This window comes from Sphingobacterium phlebotomi, from assembly GCF_008180195.1.
GTDB classification, from domain to species: Bacteria; Bacteroidota; Bacteroidia; order Sphingobacteriales; family Sphingobacteriaceae; genus Sphingobacterium; species Sphingobacterium phlebotomi.
The window spans coordinates 1-25372 of sequence record NZ_VTAV01000012.1 but is presented as its reverse complement, the minus strand read 5'-3'; the positions used below and the strand labels follow the sequence as shown (position 1 = coordinate 25372).

24 protein-coding genes are annotated in these 25372 nt (G+C 41.9%); 15 read left to right on the top strand and 9 right to left on the bottom strand.

Annotated elements, in window-relative coordinates:
• Positions 1-28: 28 nt before the first annotated feature.
• Positions 29-901 (top strand): cupin-like domain-containing protein, encoded by an 873-nt coding sequence (locus FXV77_RS15395; protein ID WP_148920130.1) that lies wholly within the window; start codon positions 29-31, stop codon positions 899-901.
• Positions 902-928: 27 nt separating this feature from the next.
• On the opposite strand, the gene trpC is transcribed toward FXV77_RS15395, so the two are convergent.
• The 4 genes from trpC to trmD all read right to left on the bottom strand — a co-directional run bounded on the left by trpC (position 929) and on the right by trmD (position 4606).
• Positions 929-1711, bottom strand: coding sequence for an indole-3-glycerol phosphate synthase TrpC (trpC, locus tag FXV77_RS15390; RefSeq protein ID WP_148920129.1), 783 nt, complete (start codon positions 1709-1711; stop codon positions 929-931).
• Positions 1708-2283: an anthranilate synthase component II gene (locus tag FXV77_RS15385; RefSeq protein WP_148920128.1), complete on the bottom strand. Its 576-nt coding sequence runs from the start codon at positions 2281-2283 to the stop codon at positions 1708-1710. The genes trpC and FXV77_RS15385 overlap by 4 nt, the downstream gene beginning before the upstream one ends.
• A gap of 6 nt (positions 2284-2289) precedes the next feature.
• The gene (locus FXV77_RS15380; protein ID WP_148920127.1) at positions 2290-3693 is read right to left on the bottom strand and encodes an anthranilate synthase component I family protein; all 1404 of its coding nucleotides are present in this window, start codon (positions 3691-3693) and stop codon (positions 2290-2292) included.
• Positions 3694-3928: 235 nt separating this feature from the next.
• Positions 3929-4606, bottom strand: a complete 678-nt coding sequence (gene trmD / locus FXV77_RS15375) for a tRNA (guanosine(37)-N1)-methyltransferase TrmD (protein ID WP_148920234.1) — start codon at positions 4604-4606, stop codon at positions 3929-3931.
• 668 nt (positions 4607-5274) lie between these two features.
• Between trmD and FXV77_RS15370 the strand changes: the two genes are divergently transcribed.
• Genes FXV77_RS15370 through FXV77_RS15360 form a run of 3 tightly spaced genes read left to right on the top strand, consistent with a single transcriptional unit; the run spans position 5275 to position 11007 of the window.
• Entirely contained in the window at positions 5275-8454 is a 3180-nt protein-coding gene (locus FXV77_RS15370) for a SusC/RagA family TonB-linked outer membrane protein (RefSeq protein WP_148920126.1), read from the top strand.
• An 11-nt stretch (positions 8455-8465) separates the two neighbouring features.
• Positions 8466-10115, top strand: a complete 1650-nt coding sequence (locus tag FXV77_RS15365; RefSeq protein WP_148920125.1) for a SusD/RagB family nutrient-binding outer membrane lipoprotein — start codon at positions 8466-8468, stop codon at positions 10113-10115.
• A 16-nt stretch (positions 10116-10131) separates the two neighbouring features.
• The gene (locus tag FXV77_RS15360; protein WP_148920124.1) at positions 10132-11007 is read left to right on the top strand and encodes a hypothetical protein; all 876 of its coding nucleotides are present in this window, start codon (positions 10132-10134) and stop codon (positions 11005-11007) included.
• 273 nt (positions 11008-11280) lie between these two features.
• On the opposite strand, the gene FXV77_RS22185 is transcribed toward FXV77_RS15360, so the two are convergent.
• Positions 11281-11418 carry a hypothetical protein gene (locus FXV77_RS22185; RefSeq protein ID WP_187444154.1) on the bottom strand — a complete coding sequence of 46 codons (138 nt, stop codon included), beginning with the start codon at positions 11416-11418 and terminating at the stop codon, positions 11281-11283.
• Between the two features lie 52 nt (positions 11419-11470).
• Between FXV77_RS22185 and FXV77_RS15355 the strand changes: the two genes are divergently transcribed.
• Together FXV77_RS15355 and FXV77_RS15350 are read left to right on the top strand one after the other, a co-directional pair.
• The gene (locus FXV77_RS15355; RefSeq protein WP_148920123.1) at positions 11471-11836 is read left to right on the top strand and encodes a hypothetical protein; all 366 of its coding nucleotides are present in this window, start codon (positions 11471-11473) and stop codon (positions 11834-11836) included.
• Positions 11837-11849: 13 nt separating this feature from the next.
• Positions 11850-13220: a RagB/SusD family nutrient uptake outer membrane protein gene (locus FXV77_RS15350; protein ID WP_187444153.1), complete on the top strand. Its 1371-nt coding sequence runs from the start codon at positions 11850-11852 to the stop codon at positions 13218-13220.
• A gap of 105 nt (positions 13221-13325) precedes the next feature.
• On the opposite strand, the gene FXV77_RS15345 is transcribed toward FXV77_RS15350, so the two are convergent.
• Together FXV77_RS15345 and FXV77_RS15340 are read right to left on the bottom strand one after the other, a co-directional pair.
• Positions 13326-13742: a hypothetical protein gene (locus tag FXV77_RS15345; protein ID WP_148920121.1), complete on the bottom strand. Its 417-nt coding sequence runs from the start codon at positions 13740-13742 to the stop codon at positions 13326-13328.
• A 146-nt stretch (positions 13743-13888) separates the two neighbouring features.
• Positions 13889-14128: a hypothetical protein gene (locus tag FXV77_RS15340; RefSeq protein ID WP_148920120.1), complete on the bottom strand. Its 240-nt coding sequence runs from the start codon at positions 14126-14128 to the stop codon at positions 13889-13891.
• 444 nt (positions 14129-14572) lie between these two features.
• On the opposite strand from FXV77_RS15340, the gene FXV77_RS15335 reads away from it, so the two are divergent.
• From FXV77_RS15335 to FXV77_RS15320, 4 genes are all read left to right on the top strand, one after another.
• The gene (locus tag FXV77_RS15335) at positions 14573-15502 is read left to right on the top strand and encodes a LytTR family transcriptional regulator DNA-binding domain-containing protein (RefSeq protein ID WP_148920119.1); all 930 of its coding nucleotides are present in this window, start codon (positions 14573-14575) and stop codon (positions 15500-15502) included.
• Between the two features lie 136 nt (positions 15503-15638).
• Complete coding sequence (vapB, locus tag FXV77_RS15330) at positions 15639-15842, top strand: type II toxin-antitoxin system VapB family antitoxin (RefSeq protein ID WP_148920118.1); 204 nt, start codon at positions 15639-15641, stop codon at positions 15840-15842.
• Positions 15842-16228 carry a type II toxin-antitoxin system VapC family toxin gene (locus FXV77_RS15325; RefSeq protein WP_148920117.1) on the top strand — a complete coding sequence of 129 codons (387 nt, stop codon included), beginning with the start codon at positions 15842-15844 and terminating at the stop codon, positions 16226-16228. Before vapB ends, FXV77_RS15325 begins: the two co-directional genes overlap by 1 nt.
• 93 nt (positions 16229-16321) lie before the next feature.
• Positions 16322-17353 (top strand): GntR family transcriptional regulator, encoded by a 1032-nt coding sequence (locus FXV77_RS15320; RefSeq protein WP_148920116.1) that lies wholly within the window; start codon positions 16322-16324, stop codon positions 17351-17353.
• A 14-nt stretch (positions 17354-17367) separates the two neighbouring features.
• On the opposite strand, the gene FXV77_RS15315 is transcribed toward FXV77_RS15320, so the two are convergent.
• Positions 17368-18069: an NUDIX hydrolase gene (locus tag FXV77_RS15315; protein WP_148920115.1), complete on the bottom strand. Its 702-nt coding sequence runs from the start codon at positions 18067-18069 to the stop codon at positions 17368-17370.
• A 180-nt stretch (positions 18070-18249) separates the two neighbouring features.
• Between FXV77_RS15315 and FXV77_RS15310 the strand changes: the two genes are divergently transcribed.
• The 5 genes from FXV77_RS15310 to FXV77_RS15290 all read left to right on the top strand — a co-directional run bounded on the left by FXV77_RS15310 (position 18250) and on the right by FXV77_RS15290 (position 25150).
• Positions 18250-19923 (top strand): ribulokinase, encoded by a 1674-nt coding sequence (locus FXV77_RS15310; RefSeq protein WP_148920114.1) that lies wholly within the window; start codon positions 18250-18252, stop codon positions 19921-19923.
• Positions 19924-19945: 22 nt separating this feature from the next.
• Complete coding sequence (locus FXV77_RS15305; RefSeq protein WP_148920113.1) at positions 19946-20641, top strand: L-ribulose-5-phosphate 4-epimerase; 696 nt, start codon at positions 19946-19948, stop codon at positions 20639-20641.
• Positions 20642-20688: 47 nt separating this feature from the next.
• Positions 20689-22191 carry an L-arabinose isomerase gene (gene araA / locus FXV77_RS15300; protein WP_148920112.1) on the top strand — a complete coding sequence of 501 codons (1503 nt, stop codon included), beginning with the start codon at positions 20689-20691 and terminating at the stop codon, positions 22189-22191.
• A gap of 71 nt (positions 22192-22262) precedes the next feature.
• On the top strand, positions 22263-23963 hold the full coding sequence (locus FXV77_RS15295; RefSeq protein ID WP_148920111.1) for a sodium:solute symporter family transporter: 1701 nt from the start codon (positions 22263-22265) through the stop codon (positions 23961-23963).
• 35 nt (positions 23964-23998) lie between these two features.
• Complete coding sequence (locus tag FXV77_RS15290; RefSeq protein WP_148920110.1) at positions 23999-25150, top strand: aldose epimerase family protein; 1152 nt, start codon at positions 23999-24001, stop codon at positions 25148-25150.
• A gap of 40 nt (positions 25151-25190) precedes the next feature.
• On the opposite strand, the gene FXV77_RS15285 is transcribed toward FXV77_RS15290, so the two are convergent.
• A partial coding sequence (locus FXV77_RS15285; protein ID WP_148920109.1) for a DUF4136 domain-containing protein occupies positions 25191-25372 on the bottom strand: 182 nt, incomplete at its 5' end.

Here is a 25372-nt window from a genome sequence, read left to right as displayed (position 1 = left end):
TGTAAATAGTTGTTAAGCGTAAGAACTTGTGAAACTAAAACCAGTAAATAGTATATCAGGAATTTCTCCAAAGGACTTTGTTCGGGATTATCTCAACAAGGGGCAGCCGGTTATTATCAAGGATTTTATCAGCAAAGATAGTCCGTGCTGGCAGAAATGGAGTTACGATTATTTCAAGGAAATAGCGGGTAATGAACAAGTAGACATATACGGACGTGAAGAAGAATCTCAAAACCATGCCGCCAGTCCCCCAGTGGGAAGGATGAGTTTTGGTGAATATCTTGATAAAATCCGTACAGAGCCAACAGAGCTTCGCTTGTTTCTTTTCAATTTGATGAAGATTCGGCCGGAGCTAAAAAAAGATGTTATCTATAATGATGTGACTGGAGGTAAAGTGGTGCAGTGGCTTCCGTATATGTTTTTTGGGGGAGAAGGTTCGGCAACCCGCAACCATTTCGATATTGATATGTCGCATGTATTCATTTCGCAATTTCAAGGAACCAAGCGGATATGGGTCTTTCCAAACAATCAATCCGATTTGATGTATAAGTTGCCTTATAACTTTCATAGCATAGCGAATTTAAAAACAAGCAGCCATGAAGAGTACCCGGCGTTAAAGTTATTGGAGGGTTATGAAGCCCTTATCCACCCCGGTGATACGCTCTATATGCCAGCAGGATGGTGGCACTATATACAATATGAAACCGAGGGATATTCCATTTCCGTTCGGGCACTGGCAAATTCTCTTAGTGAAAAAATTAAGGGAGCGAGAAACCTGTTTATCACGCGTTATTTTGATGACACGATGCGTAAGATATTCAAAGATAAATGGTTGTCTTATAAAATAAAGATTGCAGAGAAGCGTGCCAGTCGTGGAATGCGAAAACGCGAGAAGAAATAAATTTATAGAGACGCAATACCTGCGTCTCTATAAATTTCCGACGAATGTTTTTATCGCTTCTGCAGGATCCCCTGTTTTCATGAAGTTTTCGCCAATCAAGAATCCCTGAAAACCAGCATTTTTCAATTCATTTATCGTCTTTGGATCAGATATGCCGCTTTCCGAAACCTTGATAAAACGATCTGGGATGGTCTTCACCAAATCATAGGAGTGGTTCAGGTCTACGACAAAATCCTTTAGATTACGGTTATTGACGCCTATAGCATCTATACTATCAAAGAGACTACGTTGGAGCTCTTCTTCGTTATGCACCTCCAAGAGTACATTTAACCCTAACGATTTAGCATAATCGGCGTAAGTTTTTATTTCGTCGCTATGCAGACATGCGGCAATCAAGAGGATAATGTCAGCACCATACGCTTTGGCTTCAGCTATCTGATAAGTGTCTACGATAAACTCTTTGCGCAGTAAAGGGATGGCTAATACGTCCCGCGCAGCGCTTAAATCTGCAAGAGAGCCTTTAAAAAAATCGGGGTCAGTCAGTACGGATATCGCCGAAGCTCCCGCCTCCTGATAGCCGCGGACGACATCCGCAACGCTCGACGTTCCATTGATGAGCCCTTTTGATGGAGACGCCCGTTTAAATTCCGCAATAATACCCGTCCGTTCGGGGTGCAATACAGAATCTTTCAGTGAATAACAAGTCCTGCTGAAAAGCGGATACTGTTCCAGTTCTTCTAACGAAACTTGTTTTTTCGCCTCTGCGACCTCTATTTTTTTCCGTTCTATTATTTTATCTAATATTGTCATTTTTTTAGCCAATTTTCTATTAGTTTTTTCCCATTTGTTGTCAATACTGACTCCGGGTGAAATTGTAAGCTACGTACATTATATTCGTTATGGCGCAATGCCATGATCACCCCATCGGAATCTACCGCCGTTACCTGAAGAGATGTCGGTAGGGTTTCTTTAGATACCGCCCATGAATGATAACGTCCAATTTTGGAATCGTTAGGAAAACCTTGAAACAATTCCTCCGTTTCGTCGGTGATGATAATATCGGTCGCAACACCATGTAGGGGTTTAGGCATGTTATATAACGTTCCCCCAAATACTTCGGCGATAGCCTGCTGTCCCAAGCAGATACCTAAGATGCTCTTTGAGGGAGCATATAGACGGATTACATCCATTAAAAGTCCCGCTTCTTCCGGTATTCCCGGGCCAGGAGACAGCAAAATCCTATCAAACGGTTCGACATCCTCCAGGTCGAATTTGTCATTTCGCCACACGATGTATTCTTGTCCGAGTTCCTGTAGTAAATGGACGAGGTTGTAGGTGAAAGAATCGTAATTGTCGATTACTAATATCTTATTGTTACTCATTTTGTGTTATAGCGTTTCTGCAATTTCTAAAGCGCGGCGTAAAGCTGCAATTTTATTGTTTACTTCTTGTAGTTCTTTTTCAGCGTCAGAATCCAGTACGATTCCTGCACCAGCTTGGTAATGTAATACATTCTGTTTGCTAAGGAAGGAACGGATCATGATGGCGTGGTTGAAATCTCCGTTAAAACCCATGTAGCCTATGGCGCCGGAGTAGAAGGAGCGCGGAAAGCCTTCGTAGCGGTCTATGAGTGTGAGTGCTTTATGTTTAGGTGCACCCGATAACGTCCCTGCGGGGAAGGTATCGCCTACGACATCAAAAGGATTTGAGGTAGGGTTAAGCTCGCCGGAAACTTTGGATACCAAATGGATGATATGGGAATAATATTGTGCTTCTTTATACGATTTTACATTGACGTTGGTACAATGACGGCTCAAATCATTGCGGGCTAGGTCAACTAACATGACATGTTCTGCGGATTCCTTTGGATCATTTTTCAATTCTTCTGCAATCTTTTCGTCCTTTTCCATATCGCCTGTACGCTTAAATGTCCCGGCGATGGGATAGATGGTGGCTTCCCCTTTTTTAATGGTCAGTTGCGCCTCTGGTGACGACCCAAATAATTTAAAGTCACCATAATCGAAATAGAAAAGATAAGGCGAGGGATTTACCGATCGTAACGCACGGTATACATTAAACTCATCACCTGCAAACGGGGTAGAGAACGCACGTGATGGTACAATCTGAAAAACATCTCCGCGCTGTATGTGTTGTTTCATCTTGTTGACCAGACTCTTGAAGTCTTCATCCGTCATATTAGACGACTCACCGCCTTGGCGTTTGAAATGATATTCAGGGAAATTTTTATTCTGTATTAAATATTCAAGTCGATCCAAATCGGAAGATTCGTCGGCCAACAGGTTTTCGAAGATATAAAGTTGGTTTCTGAAATGATCGATAGCAATGACATAACGATATACGTGATATTGCATATAAGGAATCTCACGGGCTATATGCGTACCTGCTGTTAGTTTGATATCTTCAAAGTGCTCCACAGCATCAAAAGTAAAGTATCCGAATAATCCGGAAGAAATAACATTCACGCCATCAATTTCCGCTTGAGAGAAGTGCTTACGGAAAGCTGATACCTCTTCCCGGAGGTTGATTTCATTCGCGGGTTTGTAAACAGGTTGCGCGCCCGGCTCGAGGATGCGAAGCTGTTCTTTGTCTAGGGTGATGCCCGCAATTTGATCACAGCAAATATAGCTAATATTGTTGTCGCGGCTGTGGTATTCCGAGCTCTCCAACAGCAAACTGTTGGGGAAGGTATCCCGCAGACGGAGATAGATGCTTACTGGCGTTGTCGTATCCGCCAATATCTTTCTGTAATTCGTTTTCAGTGTATACTTCATTGTTTCCCTTAATTAAAAAAGCCCGACGTTTAATCGCCGGGCTTACTTTCAAAATGGTTTTGGTTGATTATGAATATTCTTTAGTACATACCAAACACATTCCCGACGCTACTTGCTTCGAGCCACCACCAGTTTGTATGGATTTGTTTCATGATCATTTGTACTGCGCAAATTTATGAATATTTTTTATTTGGCAAACTTTTTTTGATAAAAAATTAAAAATTATGGATTAATCTTAGTCGTTTAGTAAATCTGGCCGACGTTCTTCCGTGCGCTTCAGTTGTTGTTCGTAGCGCCAGGTGGCAATTTTTGCTTCATGACCGCTGAGCAGTACTTCAGGGACATGATGTCCGCGCCATTCCGCAGGCCGAGTATAGATAGGTGCATCCAGCAATCCATCCTGAAAAGAATCAGATAGCGCCGAGGTCTCATCCGACAGTACTCCCGGTATCAACCGGACCACCGCATCAACGAGTATAGCGGCAGGTAGCTCGCCACCAGACAGTACATAGTCACCTATGGAAATCTCTTTGGTCACAAATACATCTCGGATACGCTGGTCAATTCCCTTGTAGTGTCCGCAGAGAATAATCACATTTTCTACGGATGATAGCGTATTTGCAATTTCTTGATTAAGGGTTTCTCCATCCGGTGTCATGTAAATTACTTCGTTATATTGCCGTTCCGCTTGCAGTTTTTCAATGCAGGCTGCAAAAGGCTCTATTTGCATAACCATCCCCGATCCGCCACCATAGGGGTAGTCGTCTACGGACTTGTGCTTGTTCGCTGCATAATCCCGTAGATTGTGTACATGGATTTCTACCAGGCCCTTATGTTGAGCACGTTGCAGAATAGAATGTGCAAAAGGACTCTCCAATAAGCCCGGTAAAACAGTAATGATATCGAAGCGCATGGTACAAAAGTAATTCTTTGTTTCCACTTTTGATCGCAAAAGTGGCGCAAAACTTCTATATTCCTAAAATCCTGTAGAGTCATTTTTTTATGACAAAATATAATATTTATATATGTGTTCTGGAAGATTGAATCTGTTTTTGGTCTGTTGTGTTGTGGTTGAATATTTTTGTGTTTAACATTTGTTTAAAATAAAGTTTGCTTTTGCAGTATTTTTTTGTTTTATAATTTTGTATTGTTTGTTTCCTTTTTTATATCGTTTTGTTGAATTTGTTGATGCCCTTTTAGTAACTAGTTTAGTTTTTTGAAAAGTTGCAAGAACAAAGATATTTTTCTATGTTTGCATAGTTTAACAGTTTTTAACAATCGCCTTGGTCGTTAATCATTTGTTAATGGGAGATAGATTTTTTAACTAAACAAACACACAGATGAAACGGAATTTATTAACTAATCCATTGTATTTTCTTTGTTAGGGTAGTAACGTTTTTACACTCAAATGTTCATGATGTGGGCTTTCAAGTTACTTGAACTTCGGTTCGTATTAATTTGATAGCTTGCTGAAAGGTAGTTGTGTGGAGAATGTGTGACGTATGAGCAAAGTATATGTATGTTAGTAACTTCTGAGGAAACATCAACAATCAACAAATTAATAACTAAACAAACACAAACATGAAACAAAAATTACTCAGTTTAATTTTTGTGCTGACGTTCCTGGTAGGGGTATCGTTTGCACAAAATCGACAAGTGAGTGGTCGTGTGACATCAGCAAGTGATGGATCTCCTATTGCAGGAGTTTCGGTAGCGGCTGTTGGAACTACAAATGCCACGCAGACCGATGGAGATGGTAATTATTCGATTAATGTGGCTACAGATGCTACATTGGCGTTTTCATACATCGGTTATATTAGTCAGCGTGTTCAAGTGAATAGCCGCTCGACAATTAATATTAACCTAGCGACGGATGAATCCTCTTTAGAGGAAGTGGTGGTAACGGCGATGGGGATCGAAAGATCCGCAAGAAGTTTATCATATGGGACCGCTCGTGTAGATCCAGAAGATTTGGTTCAAAACTCAGAACCAGATATCTTGAAATCGATGCAAGGAAAAGTAGCCGGTGTGGACATTCGGACATCACAAGGTACACCGGGTGCGGCTACACGTTTTCAAGTTCGTGGTAACTCTTCTTTCTTTGGAGACAACCAGCCGCTGATTATCGTTGACGGTGTTCCATACGATAATACTATGACTGAAACAAATAGCATGACTTCCGGTGGTTCGGCGTATTCTTCGGGTATCTCGAATCTTGACCCCAATGACATCGAATCGATGAACATATTAAAAGGATCTGCGGCTGCAGCATTATACGGATCCAGAGGGTCAAATGGTGTTGTTCTTATCACCACGAAATCGGGTAGTGCTAAAATAGATCAACCCACTTCTATTACACTTAGAAGTTCCGTTTCACTAGAAAATATAGCGAATCTCCCTACGTATCAAAACGCTTATGGTGCAGGATCCCAGTTTAGTTACTCTAATTCTAATGGTTCATGGGGACCAGGTTTTGACCAGTTGGATAGTATTCCGGCCTGGCCTACATATGTAGATGCCGGAATTTTTGAGCCGGGAAGTAGAGTTCCCTATCGTGCTTATGAAAATAACGTAAAAGATTTGTTTAATACAGGTGTAGTGTGGGAAAACTCGGTTAACTTTGCAGGAGGTTCTTCTACATCAGGTTTTAACGTTACCCTTTCGCAAATGGACCATAAGGGGTATGTGCCAAATTCTTCTTTTAAACGTTATAACCTTTCTGCCGGTGGGGCTTTGAAAGTTTCAGATAAGATGAACGTGAGAGGAAACCTTACATTTTCAAACTCCAATCAAGTTGGTGGATATTTTGGAGAAAACCAGGTAGATGGTGCGGCATCCCAATTTGCTCGATCGCTGTTTTTAGCGCGTAACTGGGATGGCTCACTACCGTGGGAAACTGCTGATGGGAGAGACTTGAATTGGTTAGGTGGTGGTCAATTTGATCATCCGACTTGGTCAGCATACAATAACTATGCGACAACTTTAGAGAATAGAGTATTGGGGTCTTTTGCGATAGATTATACTATAAACGATTGGTGGAAGGTGGATTATATGTTGGGAGCCAACCTATCTTTTATGGATCGTAAAGAGATTTATGAAACTTCTTCACGTGCTTATGAAGGTTTAGGTGCCTTGGTGACAGACGCTAGAAATCATAGAGAGTTGGAAACAACTTTCAAATCCATCTTTACTCCTAAGATTACCGATGATATATCTTTTACGGGTGTCATTGGTTTTAACTATAACCAACGTGTAACGGATAGAGACAAGCTGACCGGAAGAAGGTTTATTTCTGAAGGGATTTATTCTCTTACAAACACTGCTCAACAACAATTCGATATAGATGACTTGTTTAAAAGACGGATAATGGGTACCTTTATCGATGCGACGTTTGACTATAGAGAGTATTTGTATTTGACATTAAGTGGACGTAACGATATCTCATCTACCTTACCCAAGGATTCTAGATCTTATTTCTACCCTGGTATATCGTCGTCCTTTATTTTTTCTGATGCATTCAATCTTCAAGGGGATATCTTGAGTTACGGTAAAGTTCGAGCTTCATGGGCAAAGGTCGGTAGAGATACGGATCCATACAATCTACTAAATACGTATACTATCGGAACGAATTTCTTAGGTCAGCCTACGGGTTATATAAGTCGTACAGCTTTCAATCCGAATCTGACTCCAGAATTTACGAGAGAATTTGAAGTGGGTACGGAGTTGGCATTTTTTAATAATCGTATTAACTTAGATCTTACTTATTATACCAGAAATTCTACCGATTTATTAGCAGAAATATCTGTGCCAAAATCATCAGGCTACACCTATTATTTTATGAACTATGGTAAGATAAGTAACAAAGGGTGGGAAGCAAGTTTAGGATTGAGGCCCTTATCGCCGAACAGTCCGGTAAAATGGCAAATATCCGCAGCCTTCACTAAAAACAAAAACATGGTGGAAGAGCTGATCGAAGGAACAGATAGAACGGAATTGAGAGGGATTTTGAGCGGAACCATCGGTACCTATTTGGAGCCAGGAATGCCTTTCGGTTATCTACGTGGAACAAAATCACTTCGTGATGATGAAGGAAACTTGTTGATCAATCCGGAAACAGGCGCTTTGATCGAGGATCAAAGCCAGGAACATTACCTTGGGGATACGAATCCGAAATTCAAGTTGGGTATCAATAACGTGGTAAGCTATAAAGGATTTACATTTGCTGCTCTTTTTGATTGGACAAAAGGCGGAAGTATGTATTCGGTGACAAACTCTTCGCTTATAGGGCGGGGGGTAACCAAGGATACTGAAGGTCGTGAATTTAATGCTATTATTCCTGGTGTATACGGTGATCCGGAGACAGGTCAGGCTATATTAGATGGAAACGGTAATAAGATTCCTAATGGAACAAAATTAACCGTCAATGACCTTTATTTTTCTCCAGATCCGACGCTAGGACAGACATTTGGGATTAATGGGGCTTCTGAATGGAGTGTATATGATGCAACGGTTTATAGATTGCGTGAGGTATCTATTGGCTACGATTTACCACAAAGATTATTTAACAACAATAGCTTTATTAAAGGTTTGACGTTAAGCCTCACTGGACGTAACTTATGGCACTTTGCTCCTAATTTCCCTAAGTATTCTAACTTTGATCCTGAGGTTAATAGTTTTGGTTCAAGTTCTACGCAAGGTATTGATTTGTCAGCAGCTCCAACAACGAGACGTTACGGATTTAATTTAGTGGCAAGATTTTAATTGAGATAATTATGAAATATATACATAAAATCAAAAGTATTGTACTAGTTGCTTTAGCCGTTTCGGCTATGTCATGCTCGAAGCAACTGGATATAAATGATGACCCGAACAACCCAGCAAAACTATCTTCTTCGGTGTTGTTAACACGTGCGCAGAAATATATCGGTGAGAGTATGGCTATGGGAACAGGTTTTTCCAACAACCTCTCTGCCTACACGCATCAAATGGTGCACTATGGAAATGCTGATCAGTATGGTGCAGCAGGAAATGATTTTTATTGGACACAAGGTTGGGATTTTGCCTATCGGGATGCGCTTACCAATTTAGAGATTATTATCCAGCAAGGAACAGAGGCAGGAGAACTACATTACGTGGGAATTGCAAAGGTGTTGAAAGTATATACATACTCTGTACTAGTGGATTTATTTGGTAATGTTCCGTTCTCAGAAGCAAACCAATTGGTAGAGGGCATACTGTACCCGAAATATGATGACGGTGCAGAAATCTATCCACAGTTGGAAAACTTGATTGATGAAGCTATTGCAGACTTGAACAATGCGAGTGCTGAACCAGGAAACGATGACGTTATATACAGTGGCGATCTGGATAATTGGATAAAGGCAGCAAACTCGCTGAAATTTAAGTTGTTGGTGCAGCAGAGGCACGTGAAAAGTATTGGTTCAGAAGCCGATGCTTTGTTAAACTCTGGTGACTTGATCAGTGCTACAGATGAGTCTCTCATGATTCCTTATGGTCCGAATGCGGCCACAGATGATCGTAACCCTGGCTATGGAGAATATTATGCCTCACAACGTACCATGCACGTCAGCCCTTGGTTGTATGAAATTATGAAAGGCTATAATACAGGTATATTAACCGGTATTGAAGACCCTCGTATTCCATATTATATCTATAATCAAATGACAGAAGATGCCGATCCAAACCCAGATGTCGAATATAGAGATGGTGCTTTTGTCTCTAAATATTTTGGTTCACAAGGACCGAATAGAGGTAAAAACCTGCAAAACGAAGTTTCCTTATTTGGAATCTACCCGGTTGGTGGCCGATACGATAATGGTGCGGGTGGTACGGCCTCCGCAACTAGTGGGACGGGAGCAGCACCATATCGCTTAATCACTTATGCTGACATCCTATTCTTGAAAGCAGAGTTGATACAAGCAGGTGAGATTTCTGGTGATGCAGCGGAAACTTTGGAAGAGGCTATTCAAGAATCCTTTAATATGATTGATTATGTCGTAACGGGAACAGGTGCCAGTGGAGTGCCCGTACTGGCAGGATCAACAGCTGCTGAAGAGTATGTGACAAGAGTATTGGCACAGTTTGCATCGGCTTCGGCGGCGAAAAAATTAGAACATATCATGACTCAGAAATGGTTGTCTAATATTGGTTCTTGGGTAGATCAGTATACAGATTACAGAAGAACAGGTTATCCAGTATTATTCAATCCTGCAAACTTTGGGGGTTCAGTAACACCCCCTGCTGGAGGGAATGGTGGCGAAGATTTACCTGCTGTGACGGTAATCTTGAACCGTCCGTTTCCTAACTCTTTGCCTTATATAGCCGATGAGATAAACATCAATACAAATGCGCCTGCACAAAAAACAGATTTGAATGCTGCGAAAGTATTTTGGATGCCTTAATTAATATTTGATAGAAATGAAAAGATTATTTAGCATATTGATGTTGTTGTCACTAGTCGTGGTTTCAGCATGTAGAAAAAGCGATAACGCCACGATGCCTGATGGCATTATATATATTAATCAACCGCACGTAACAAAGGTTTCGGGTTCCCCCGCCATATTAGATGATGATCCGTTGGGGTTTGAAGCTACAGTCGGTGTTGATTTATATTTTAAAGATTCGAATGTAAAACCAGATTATCTGGATTTGGTGGTCATGAAAAATGGAGATGCCAAAAACGCGAAGCTATTAAGAGGTAATATTTCATCTTACCCGGTAGAATTCGAGGTGTCCGGACAATTGTTAACCGATTTGTTTGGAACAATCGTCGCTGGAGATAACTTTGACTTTGGTACAAACTATATTACCGGAGGAACAACTTATGTTGCTTTTCCCGAAGGGGGTGGAATAGGCTATGGACCTAACGTAGCAGCCCAGCCGGATGCCTCTCCAATGGTGCGTTATTCGGCTATTTGTTCATTTATTGCAGATGACTTCCTCGGTGATGGTAAGTTTGAAGTTATAACAGATGGATGGGCTGATTTCGGTACAGGTACAGTTGTAGATGTAGTTAAAGTCGATGAATCCACGATCTCAATCACCTACCCTATACCTGGTTTTAACCCGATCACACTTAATGTCGATTTAGGAGATAACACTGTTGTCGTTCCACAACAACCACTGGGAGATTATGGAAATTGGCCTTATGGAGTCGTATCGGTAGCTTCTACCGGCGGGGGGACTGCAAACTATGTAAACCCCTGTGAAGGAACAATCAGAATTAACGGTAATTATACTGTTAGTGCTGGTGGATTTGGTGCATACGTTCTTGAATTGAAGAAAGTGCAATAAACCGGATTCGGTACGGAATAAATGAAAATAGGCTGTCCTTTTTGGGCGGCCTATTTTTTTATCTATCTTTAAATTGTTTTTCTAAACAGAGGAAGGCCACGATTGGAAAAGAAAATTATGAATAAGATGACGCTAATGTTACTGGTGTGCGACAGGGAGCAGTATCAGCCCGATAATAGGAAAACACCTATATGCAATAGCGGCATATAAGTGGGGAGGACTGGATACAGATGGAAATCCGCAGGGTTATCGGGAAGGAGAACTGAGTACGGATTACACCGAGATCAGCAGAGAAGCGTATGCGGAAGGGACGGACGGCAACGTAAGATATATTGGTTCCTCCGTACCCGAATACTTCGGCTCCCTGATCAATACTTTTGCCTGGAAGAAATTATCTGCATCTATCAACATCGGTTATAAATTTGGTTATTATCTATTTAAGCCTACTATCTCTTATGCTGCATTGATAGAAAATGGAAGAGGGCACGCAGACTATGAAAAAAGATGGCAAAAACAGGGGGATGAACTGTTTACGGATATTCCAGCATTTACGTATCCAGTGATTTCGGGTAGGGATGCCTTTTTCGCATCTTCGGAGGCAAATGTCATCAAAGGCGACCATATACGGCTAAACTATATAAACATCGGGTACGAACTTTTTTCCAGGAAAGAAGTCCAAGTGCTTCCTTTTGAACGGATACAGTTGTTTGCTGTCGCTTCCAACTTGGGGATTCTGTGGAGGGCAAATAAGGATAAAATTGATCCCGATAATATTTCGATTTATCCAGAACAACGTACTATAACCATAGGGTTAAGATCAAATTTTTAAATCCACTATGATCATGAAAACAAAATTATTGATACAGGTTACACCGCTAATAGTATCTTTGCTCCTATTTTCTTCATGTAAAGATTATTTGGAAGAAAAATCGGACAAGAGCCTGATTACACCGTCGACAGTTGAGGATCTTCAGGCATTGCTTGATGATGCTGTAACCATGAACACCGCTACTCCGGGATTTATGGAAACCTGCTCAGATGATTATTTTCTCTTACCGGCAACATATAATGCGTTGACCAGCTTACAGGTTTCCCTCTACTGCTACAAGCCGTTTCCGTATGAGTATGGTAATGATTGGTCCAAGTCCTATCAAGTTGTTTACAACTCTAATGTTTGTCTGGAGAGGCTGGAGGATATCGAGCAGACCGTAGTAAACAAACTCGCTCGGGATAATGTCAAGGGTTCCGCGCTTTTCTTTAGATCATACTATTATCTACTACTGGCTTGGCAACATGCCAAGGCTTACGATACATCGACCGCTTCCACTGATCTGGGAATCGTATTAAGAGCTAACTCAGATTTTAATGTTCCGTCAGTTCGGGCAAGCGTAGAGGAAACTTATGGCCAAGTTATCGAAGATACAAAAGCCGCTGTGCCACTATTACCGGAACATCCTATCCACGTCATGCGTCCTTCACGAGCAGCGGCATACGGTTTGCTGGCAAGAACTTATCTATCTATGTCCCTTCCCGATAGCGCATATAAGTATGCAGATCTCGCACTTGGTATTAAAAGCTCCCTTATGGATTATAATGGAGATCCAGACCTCAACGGTTCGGTTACAGCAGCTGTACCTTTTAAAAAATTCAATAGTGAAACCCTATTCTATTCAGAGATGTTTTCAAGCTTTGGACTGCACCATCCGGCTAGAGGTAAGATAGACAGTATACTTTACAACTCATATGACACCAACGATCTACGGAAAGAAGCCTTCTTTAGGCCAAATAGCGGTTATCACCAGTTCAAGGGCAGCTATGCAGCCAGTGCAAGTATACTTTTCAGCGGAATTGCTGTGGACGAACTGTATTTGATCAGGGCGGAAACCAATGCCCGTTTGGGTAAAATCGACGAAGCTATGGATGATCTCAACACTTTATTAAAAATGAGATGGAAAAACAATGTGGATTACCCTGTATTTACGGCGGAAAACGCAGAAGATGCCCTTGCAATTGTCCTTTTGGAAAGAAGAAAAGAACTGTTAATGCGAGGATTGAGATGGATAGATATAAAAAGGCTTAATAAGGAGGGGTCGAATATTGTTCCGACAAGGGTGGTTAACGGAGAAACTTTTTCTTTGCAACCTAACGACAGTTTGTACGCTTTGCCGCTTCCTGACGACATCATACGTTTGACGGGTATTGAACAGAACTAAAACTATACTATATTTTGCTAGTCGTCTGTTTTTACGGAAAAGTCCCCAAAACCGAACTATAGTAACGTGGTTTTTGGGGACTTTTATGTCCTTCAATCGTAGCTTCTAATTCTCCATATTCGAGATTACCCCACTCGGGTCGGCAATCCCATCTACATAATGAGTGCCTGTTCCTGAATTTAAAGCCGCACTTATATTAGCACTTGGATTTAAAGAAGGAGAAGTGCTAGGGTTACTCACAAATGCTTCGGAGACTTGAATGCGACAAGGGCGTTCATCCAATCCACTGCAGAGATCCGTATTGGTCGTATATGTCCACTTTGATTCATCTTCCACATTAGCTTTGCTAAAATCGGGACCAGTGTACTCAAATGTGTAAAGATCATCCGCCTTTTTCGTTTCTGCTTTTTCCACTGCCATCTCGTCTTTTGTTTCCCTTGCCTTCACAATATAGAAAACCCCTAATAGTAAAACGAATAATGATATACCGGCACGTAGCCAGTTTTTCTTTATAGTTGCCATAGGCAAATTATGCACTTGAAGATGAGTGCGAACTTTAGTTTCAAAATAAAATGTCGTTATCCACTTTGCATCCCGGTTTTGCCTCACAGCGATGCTCTCGAGGGATCCTGTTTGTTGGTCGATTAGCCTCCTTGAAGCCAAAAGACCTAGCTGCCCGTGAAGGGTGCAAACTTACGCGGATAATAGAACCGGTTAATAACTCTCTTTTGGGCTAAGGCAATCCGATAGACGGGTAGCCGTATAAAGATGTATTCTCTTACCAACACGGTTACCATGGATATCCGCAAGAACAGGGCATGCAGCCAAACCTGTATATACAGCTGCAGTTCTCCAATGTTGTGGAGGAAATCTGTTGTTCTCGTTTTTGCTGTTCCTTTACTGTTCATTGCATCCATTTTTTACCTTTATCCATTTGCCTACTGTTCAGCGGAGCAGCCTTGGCCCCACCTGCCCACTGGGCTTGTTTGCACTTTATCGCTGTACCCGCGTCCCCTTGTCCGCCACATCCGATCGACCCAATTTACGTACCGGCGGATAGCAGTAGCTGGTCTCACTGCCTGTGGCTACCTTGTGGCGGACTTTTACCATCGGGAGAATGGCTCCAGATCCCGGTACGTTCCGTATATTATTCGTTTACATACTTTGTCGTATCGTCAAAAGCAAAGAAAACAAGGCTTTCACTTCTTTCCGTATTTTTTCACCGATAGCCGTGAATTGAAATGAAAAAATGTGACTGGCCGCGACCTGACTTGTTTTTTTGAACAGTTTTTCATATAATTATCATACCTAAAAGAAATATTAAATACAACAAATTATGAAGGGAGTACTTTATGGCGGATACATCGTTAGAAAAACAGCAGGAGGAAACACAAGCGAACAGGGTTGAAACACGCCGATGGTGGAACCGTTTCGCCATTTCTTGTGTTGTCGCTTTTATCATGCCTTTAGTGGGGCATCGCATTGGCGAGGGCTGGAAGCTGGGACGGCACGTCGTCGAAAAGCCGGACTATTTCATTGATGTATTCTGGTCGTTGGTGCTGATTGTTTTGGTTGTGGAGTGGATTTATTGGTGTACAAAATATTTTGATGGTAAAGAGCGTTGGAGAAAGGATTTTTATGTACGCATGTATGTCGTTACACCGATCGTCATCCTGTCTGCGATGTTTTTTATGGAGTGTTATGACCGTATGTATCTCCAAATAACCGATCGTAGCCTCTTAAGGATGAAGCGGAATGTATTCCAGGTGCCTTATTCGTTGATACTTCCTATTATCTGCGGGCTTTGCTGTGCATTGCTATCTTTGAAAGATGAGTATTACACATTATTGGTAAAAGTTAAGCCCTCAGAAAAAAACGGAAATGAAGGAGGGGAATCATTAGTGATGGAAAATAAGATGTCAGATAATCCGTTGATCGCGGTAGTAGATGGCCAAAAGTTTTTTCTAAAGGATATCGTGGTGACGCTCATTGCGCATCAGGAGGGTATAAATCGGGTTTACGATTCACCCGAACATTATTACGAGAATAACCTTTCATTGAGAAAGCTCCACGAGCACCTCGATTATTTCCAATATCGAAAGGTTAACCGCAACTGCGTTATTAACCGCTCAATTATTGCGGGCTATCATCCCAACGCAGACAAAGGCGTTACACTCCAGCTGTTAGAGAACTATCCGGTAGATGTGTTCGTCTCCAAAACTGAAGTAGAGTCTTTTCTTGCGTGGCTGGAAATGGAAGATAGAAGCAATACCTCTGAATAATGGGAGCTAAATGAGAGAGTGGTTTGTAGCTCCGTGGCGTGTAAAAAAATCGTGCGGGTTTTTGTGTGGTGGATATAACGATTGGTAATTTTATTTTTGAGGAATTTTGGCTATCTTTAACCTAAACATGGATGGTATGGAACAAGATCAATTAATAGAAAAGGTGAAAAAGATACCGCCTGCATATCAGCAGGAGGTTGAAGATTTTATTGATTTTATTTTGGAAAAGAAAGTGCCAAAATCTTATAAACCGAAAAGAAAATTAGGTCTGTTAAAAGGTAAGCTAAAAATGGGTAGTGATTTTGATGAACCTTTGGAAGATTTTAAAGATTATATGTAATGGGGCAGTACCTTTTGGATACACATGTCTTGCTATGGATGCAAGATGATAGTGATAATTTACCTGCCGATATAAAAACGATACTGAGTAATGCTGAAAATGATCTTTATATCAGTATTGCCTCTCTTTGGGAAATTGTTATTAAAAAGTCTTTAGGGAAACTTCTATTGGGATATTCTATAGAAGAATTAGTCCAGTCTTGCACTATAAACTATATCATTATTTTGCCGATTCAGCCGTCTTTTTTAACCACTTTAGAAAAACTCTCATTCCACCATCGAGATCCGTTTGATAGAATCATTGCAGCTACTGCAATCGATTTAAATTATCAACTAATTTCGAAAGACGCTAACCTAAAAAAATATCCACTTTCTGTAGTTTGGTGAATTCCCGTTTTTCGCTATGCTGAAACAGCAAAAGCTTGCATTTTTTTCAAAAAAACCGTTTCTTTAGCCTTTTCTATAGCCAACAGGAATAACATGAGCGACATTGATTTTATCAAAAGCATTCAGATCAGCGAGTTTTCGTCTACACCGAAGTATCTGCAATTAGCAGATGCGGTCATCGAAGGTGTGCGAAAGAATCAATTAAAGCAAGGGGATATCCTGCCCTCTATTAATGAAGTGAGCGTTTATTTCGATATTTCCCGCGATACCGTAGAAAAGGGTTACCGGCACCTTAAGAGCTTGGATATCATTTCCTCTACACCTGGAAAAGGGTATTTTGTTGCGAAATCCGATGTTGTAAGCAAACAAAAGATAGCTCTATTTCTGAATAAACTGAGTGCCCATAAAAAAATTATTTACGATGCCTTTGCACGCGAGTTGGGTGATGAAGCATCGTTGGATTTGTTTGTTTATAACAGTGATGTTTCGCACCTACGTAGCCTATTGTTGAATTTGACGAAGCAGTACGACCATTATGTCGTTTTTCCTCATTTCAAAGAGGGCAGCGATCAAGCTGCGGAAGTTCTGGGGCTTATTCCTATCGATAAATTGATGTTACTAGGTAAACTCATTGAGGGATTGGAAGGAAGTTTCGATGCGGTCTATGAAAATTATGAAAAGGATATTTATGGTGCATTGGAAAAAATGTTGGCACCACTCTCCCAATACCGTACGTTGAAACTTGTTTTCCCCGATCATAGTGATTACCCCAAAGCGATTATAAAAGGGTTTTATAGATTTTGCCAGCAATACGCATTTGATCATTTGCTCGTAGACGATCTCGCCAAGGAGCCGTTAAAAAGGGGAGAGTGCTATATTATTCTGGCCGAAGACGATTTGGTACACATGTTAGAAAAATCAATAGCAAAAGATTATCAAATCGGTAACGATATAGGTGTGATTTCCTATAACGAAACCCCACTTAAAAAATTTATTCTCAATGGGATAGCGACGATATCTACCGACTTTGAGCTTATGGGGAAATATGCTGCGCAAATCATTAAACAACAGAAAAAAGAACAGAAAGAAAACCCGTTCTACGTCAACATTCGGCCTTCTTTATAGAAACCAGCCATTTATTAGTCAACAGAAGACCAGCTTGGCAGATAACGTATGAACGACATGATTTTCTCTTTGTATATTTCCGTATTCAACCGGTAAAAAAAAGCACCTTTTCTGGAGTTCTCTTTATCTTTTTCGTTCAATTTGATGATGAGCCCGGAAGAAAGGAGCTTACGGCTGAAATTTCGTTTATCCAGAAATATGTCGTACACACATTCATATAAGATCGCAATTTGCGGAACCGTAAACTTTTCTGGCAAAAGTTCGAACAGGATGGGGTACAATGCCGCTTTGGTGCGTAACGTGTGCTTTGCGGCAGCAATCATGTCTTCGTGATCGAAAATAAGCTTCGGATGATCGTTTAACGGAAACCATTTCGCTTCATACTCTTCGCTGAGAATATGCTTATATTGTTTTGTGTCGATCAGTGCAAAATAAGTGATACTAACGACGCGACGTTTTTCACGGCCAGGCTCGCCAAATATACCACAATTTTCCATGTAGACGTTTTCCAGGCCTGTGAGTTTTTTGAGTACACGTGTAGCCGCTTTTTCGGGACTCTCGTCTTCCTGAACAAAGCCGCCCATCAAACTCCATTTGTTACGCTCGGGCGCAATATCCCTTTTGACTAATAATATTTCCAGTGATTCCCCGTTAAAGCCAAGAATAACACAATCCACAGCCAATAATGTTTTGGGTTCGCCTTTGTAAAAATCCATATGTTGATTATCGGGTTTCCCCACGTTAATTAGATTACTGATTTATCCTGTTAAGATAGGTACAATTAAATTTATTTTGCTAAAAGTAAAATAAAATTTTCACTTTTCTAAAATTAAGTGTTAATTTGACATTAATTTTGAAAGGGAAGTTCCTGAAATAAACCAGAAAAGATATTCATAATGGAAAAATCGTATGTGATTGGATTGGATTACGGAAGCGACTCGGTTCGGGCCGTATTAGTGGATGCAAGTAATGGGAACGAAATGGCGTCGTCTGTGTTTTATTACCCCAGATGGAAAAAAGGAGCATTTTGTGATGCATCGGCTAGTCAGTTCCGTCAACATCCATTGGATTATATAGAAGGCTTGGAAGCTACGATAAAGGACTGCCTGAAAAAAGTAGATGGCGTGCTTACGGCACAACAGGTGAAAGCGATTTCGGTGGATACCACCGGCTCTACACCGGTAGCCGTAGATGAACGCGGTGTTCCTTTGGCGTTGCTAGAAGAGTTTACGGATAATCCGAATGCCATGTTTGTGTTGTGGAAAGACCACACTGCTGTAGAGGAAGCGCAGCAGATCAACGAACATGCCGAGAAATTTGATGTCAACTATCTGCAGTATGTAGGTGGTGTTTATTCTTCTGAATGGTTTTGGGCAAAATTACTGCGTACATTGCGGGTAGATGAAAGCGTTCGTAAAGCCATGTATACCTGGGTGGAGCATTGTGATTATATTCCTTTTTTGTTGACAGGCGGAACGCGCGCAGTGGATATCAAGCGCAGTGTTTGTGCAGCAGGACATAAATCTTTGTGGGCTGCGGAATTTGGTGGTCTACCTCCTAATGCATTTTTTAGTGCATTGGATCCGCTACTGGATGGCGTGACAGATCGTCTGTTTACAGATACGTATACTTCCGATCAGTCTGCGGGTACATTGTCGGAAGAATGGGCGGAAAGACTGGGGCTAACCACGGAAGTGGTGGTGGGTGTCGGGGCTTTTGATTGCCATATGGGGGCTGTAGGTGGAGAGATTGAACCTTATTATGTAAGTAAAGTAATCGGTACCTCCACCTGTGATATCTTAGTTGCACCAAAAGAAGAAATCGCCAATACACTGGTAAAGGGTATTTGTGGACAAGTAGATGGTTCGGTTATCCCGGGTATGATCGGTATGGAAGCCGGTCAGTCGGCTTTTGGCGATGCTTATGCCTGGTTCAAACAAATATTGCTATGGCCAGTAAAAAATTTATTGGCAGATAGTGGCGTATTGCCGGAGGATGATCTGAGAAAAGTGCTTGAGCTGGTCGATGACCGTATCATTCCCGAATTGGGGAAACAAGCGGAAGCTTTACCGGTAACATCAGGATCCGAACTGGCACTTGATTGGTTTAATGGTCGCCGTACACCGGATGCTGACCAAACCTTGAAAGCAGCTTTACAGGGTTTAAACCTTGGAACAGATGCACCACGTATCTTTCGCGCAATGGTGGAAGCAACCTGTTTCGGTGCAAAAAGTATTGTCGACCGTTTTATAGACGAAGGCATTCCCGTCAAAGGAATTATCGGACTGGGCGGCGTAGCAAAAAAGTCACCGTATATTATGCAGACGATGGCTGATGTAATCAATATGCCCATAAGCGTACATAAATCGGAACAAACCTGCGCACTAGGTGCGGCGATGTTTGCTGCAACAGCAGCAGGTATCTATGATAAGGTAGAAGATGCCATGAAAGCCATGGGCCAAGGTTTTGAACGAACCTACCAACCACGACCAGAGATGGTCGCCATCTATGCGAAACGGTATCAGCAATATAAAGCGTTAGGCGCTTTTGTAGAAAATGTAGCATACTAAGTCATTAAATAATACTAAAAAAATGTATACAGCAATAAAAGAAGAGGCATACTATTGTAACATGCAGTTGCCTAAATTGGGCTTGGTCCTGTTTACCTTTGGCAATGTAAGTGTGGCAGATCGTGGACAAGGCGTTTTTGCTATTAAACCGAGTGGTGTTCCCTATGAAGAGCTTACGCCAGATCACATGGTCATTGTAGATTTCGACGGAAATACCATAGAGGGAGATTTGCGCCCTTCTTCGGATACACGGACACATGCCGTACTATATAAACATTGGGAAGGGATTGGGGGGATTACGCATACCCATTCTACGTATGGTACTGCATGGGCGCAAAGTCAACGGGATATTCCTATTTTCGGGACAACCCATGCCGATCACCTGACGGTTGACATACCCTGTGCTCCACCGATGAACGATGAGATGATTGTCGGGAACTATGAATACGAAACAGGCTTCCAGATCATCAACCACTTTGAAGCACAACAGTTGGATTATAAAGAAGTGGAAATGGTATTAGTCGGGAACCACGCACCTTTTGCATGGGGTAAGACGGGTATCAAATCCGTATATAATAGTGCGGTCTTGGAAACGGTAGCACAAATGGCGTATTTAACAGAGCAAATCAATCCGAAAGCACCTCGACTTAAAGATGCGTTGATTAAAAAGCATTACGACCGTAAACATGGTACGGATGCGTATTATGGACAGGAGTAGAAAAGTTCGTTCGGAAGTTTAACAAATACAAGTACAAATAATAAACAATGAATATCGAATTAAACAAATTACAAATCTGGTTCCTAACAGGAAGTCAAGATTTATATGGAGAAGAAACACTACGGGAGGTCGCCGTGCATGCCGCAGAAATTGCAGATTATCTTTCCGCGCACGAAAAAATACCGGTTGAGGTTGTCTATAAGCCGATTGTAAAGAACAGCGACGAGATATATGACACTATTGTGGAAGCTAACGCTAGCCGCGAGTGTATTGGATTGATAACGTGGATGCATACCTTCTCTCCGGCTAAAATGTGGATAAGAGGCTTAAAAGCATTGCAAAAGCCGTTATTGCATCTGCATACGCAATATAATAGAGACATTCCATGGGAAACGATGGATATGGATTTCATGAACCTGAACCAGAGTGCACATGGTGATCGGGAGTTCGGACACATCGTAACGCGCTTGAATATTGGGCGTAAGGTCGTGACTGGTCATTGGCAAGATGAGGAGGTCATCGACCGGATTAACGTGTGGACACGGGCTGCTGCTGCATGGCAGGACTGGCAGGGTGCAAAATTTGCGCGTTTTGGCGACAATATGCGTTTTGTGGCAGTGACCGACGGGGATAAGGTAGAGGCGGAAACCAAATTCGGCTTCTCCGTGAATACCTATGCTATCGGTGATTTAGTAGCCGTGATTAACGAAACAACCGACCAAGAACTGCAGGCTTTATTGCAGGAATATGAAGAAACGTATGAACTGGCAGAGAATGTAGTTGAAGGTGGGGCAGACCGCCAAAGTTTGGTCGAAGCTGCTAAAATTGAAATCGGTCTCCGTAAATTCTTGGAAGCGGGAAACTTTAAAGGGTTTACAGACACGTTCGAAGACTTGCACGGGATGGTGCAATTACCGGGTTTACCTGTTCAGCGTTTGATGGCTGATGGATATGGATTTGCAGGAGAAGGTGATTGGAAAACGCCTGCATTAGTTCGTGCTTGTAAAGTGATGGGTGCGGGTTTGCCGGGAACAACAGCGTTTATGGAAGATTATACCTATCATTTTGACCCCGAAAATGCGATGGTGTTGGGATCACATATGTTGGAGGTAGATGCGGCACTGGCGGCACATAAGCCGAGGATAGAAGTACATCCTTTGGGTATCGGTGGAAAGGCTGATCCGGCGCGTCTGGTATTTAACGGTATCAGCGGTCCGGCGCTAAACGCCTCTATCGTTGATATGGGAACACGGTTCCGTTTAATCGTGAATAAAGTAGAAGGCGTACCCGTAGTCGAGAAACTGCCGAAGCTGCCTGTTGCACGGGTGTTATGGAGACCACTACCGGATATGAAGACAGGCTGTAGTGCTTGGATATACGCCGGAGGTGCACACCACACGGCTTATAGTCTAAGTTTGACGCCAGAATATTTGGAAGACTTTGCCAGAATTGCCGGACTGGAATATGTCGCTATTGATGAAAATACGACATTGACAGGCCTGGAAAATCAACTCAAATGGAATGAGCTATATTACCTGTTAAAAAAATAACCTAACCAAGGCTTCCCACCACATGATGATGTAACGGGAAGCCTTTTTGTATCAATAAAGCTGTATAATAAATGGAAAAATTTGCAACAGTAGACTACATCATCTTTGTAATCTACTTTTTTGTGGTAGCCGGATATGGCTATTGGATCTACCGTAAGAAGACGGCAGCACAAAACACCAGTAAAGATTATTTTCTCGCGGAAGGTTCACTAACCTGGTGGGCTATCGGTGCTTCCTTAATTGCGTCGAATATTTCGGCAGAGCAATTCATCGGAATGAGTGGAAACGGTTTCGAAGTAGGTATCGCTGTGGCGGCCTACGAAATTATTGCCGCATTGGCACTGATCATCGTTGCGGTCTGGTTTATTCCGGTTTATCTGAAAAACAAGATCTTCACGATGCCGCAGTTCTTGAACAACCGGTATAATGAAACGACGAGCTTGATTATGGCCGTGTTCTGGTTGTTCTTGTATGTTTTCGTGAACCTGACGTCTATCCTTTATCTGGGCGCAATAGCCATCTCCAGCCTTGCGGGTGGCGGGGATACCTTCCACTTAATTATGGTTGCGTTGGCGGTCTTTGCTGTTATCATTACGCTTGGTGGTATGCGTGTTATTGGCTTTACCGATGTTATCCAGGTGGTTGTACTTATCATTGGGGGTATCGCTACAACATACGTAGCCTTGACATTGGTTAGCGAACACTTCGGATTAGGTAAGGATGTGCTTGCCGGTTTCAATGCGTTGATGACCGATGCGCCGGAGCATTTCAATATGATCGTTGAGAAACCGGGTCCAGGTGCTACGCAGGAAGAGATTAATAAATATTTGATGTTACCCGGTATAGGAATGTACCTTGCGGGGATATGGATCGTGAACCTAAACTATTGGGGCTGTAACCAATATATCACGCAGCGTGCATTGGGGGCAGACCTTAATACGGCGCGTAAAGGTATTCTTTTTGCAGGTTTCCTGAAGCTTTTCATGCCGATCATCGTGATGTTACCGGGTATTGCAGCTTATGTATTGTATAAGAATGGCGCTTTGCAGGAAGAAATGGCACCGGGAGGGGTATTCCATGCGGATAATGCTTATTCAGCGATCTTAGGTTATTTACCAAATGGTATGAAAGGATTAGCATTAGCGGCATTAACAGCAGCTATCGTTGCGGGTCTCGCTGGTAAAGCGAATAGTATAGCGACTATCTTTACGCTGGATATCTATAAGAAATACATGAATAAAGATGCTAGTGAGGGCAAAATGGTTTGGGTTGGTAAGTTAACGATTATTGCGTCTATCGTAGTAGCTGTTCTCTTTACATGGAACGATACTTTAGGTATTGGAGGTGCGGGTGGATTTACCTTTATCCAGAAGTATACAGGCTTTATCAGTCCAGGTGTGTTTGCGATGTTCTTGTTGGGTATGTTTTGGAAGCGGACGACCGGACCAGCAGCGATTGCAGGGCTTATTACGGGGTTTGTACTTTCCGTCTTCTTTAACGAGTTTGCGGTGAACGTCTTCGGTCCAGAAACGTGGATCTATACAGCTTATCTGAACAAATTTGGTGTATACGAGATTCCTTTCCAAATTTGTATGGGATTAGCTTTTGCGTTTACGATGATCGTGATGGTTGGAATAAGCTTATTGGGGCCTAAAGTCAATCCGAAAGCATTCGAACTTGATAGGAAAATGTTTAAAGTTGAGCCTTCCATTCTTGTCATGATTGTGATAACTTTACTGCTTGTGACAGCTATTTACGTTAGGTTTTGGTAGATAAATAAACACAATAACTATAAACTATAAAGAACATGAAAAGAAAAATTTTCATTGCATTATTGGCTTCGGCTTCGTTGGCTTATGCTTGTCAACAGGGAGCCAATAAGGGCGAAACAGGGGAAACAACGAGCGACAGTACCGAGCAGCAGAAAGCCTTTGATGCTGTTATCGATGGGAAAGACGTTAAATTGTATGCCTTAAAAAATGATAGGCTACATGTAACCCTCACGAATTATGGGGCAAGATTAGTCAGCTTGAATGTAAAAGGTAAAGAGGACAAACAAACGGATGTCATCTTAGGCTATGATACAGCAGACGAATTTAAGCAAAACGCTAGCAATTATTATGGCGCCATTGTGGGGCGGTATGGAAATCGTATTGGCAACGCTACTTTTACAGTGAATGGCACTACATATGAGTTGGAGAAAAACAATGGTGAAAACTCATTACATGGAGGAACAAATGGTGTTTATAACAAAGTGTGGGATGTAGAGGATGCTTCAAATACCGCTATAACATTGGCGTATACGTCCCCCGATGGAGAAGCCGGATATCCGGGCACGGTGACTATGAAAGTAACGTATTCCTTAACGGATGAGGGAGGCTTGGTTATCGATTACGAAGGTTCTACTGATAAAGAAACGGTGTTGAACTTAACCAACCACGCCTACTTTAATCTCAATGGAGAGGGAGATTCGACGATATTGGATCACGAATTGCAAATAGATGCTGATGCTATTACAGAAGTGAATGAAACGTTAATTCCTACAGGCAAGAGCTTGCCTGTAGACGGTACAGCATTTGATTTTCGCAAGCCTCAAACTATCGGCTCACGTATCGATACAGATAACGAACAGTTAAAAGTTGGGAAAGGATATGACCACAACTTTGAATTAGTGAAAGGGGAAGGATTCCGTAAAGTAGCCTCGGTATATGCACCTAAAACAGGGATAGAAATGCAGATATTAACAACCGAACCAGGGTTACAGTTTTATAGTGGCAACTTTATGACAGATAGCGATCCGAAAGGTAAAGAAGGAAAGGGGTATCCGTTCCGCTCCGCATTCTGTTTGGAAACACAACATTTTCCAGATTCACCTAATCAACCATCTTTCCCGTCCACGGTACTGAAACCGGGCGAGCAATACACGTCAAAAACAGAATATCGATTTTTTGTGAAATAATTAAAAAATAAGGGCGATGATTATCATCGCCCTTATTTTACTATTTCTTTGTTGGATATTGTTTAAATACCCCATTAACAATCTCTGGAAGTTTATTGATGGTTTTTTCAGGGGATCTAACTTCTGACGAGCCGCGAGCCTGCCATACAACACTGTTTGTACGTCTGTCCACAGCCTCGATAATCAGATGGGCATAACGGTATTTTTCATGGCCTACAGGAT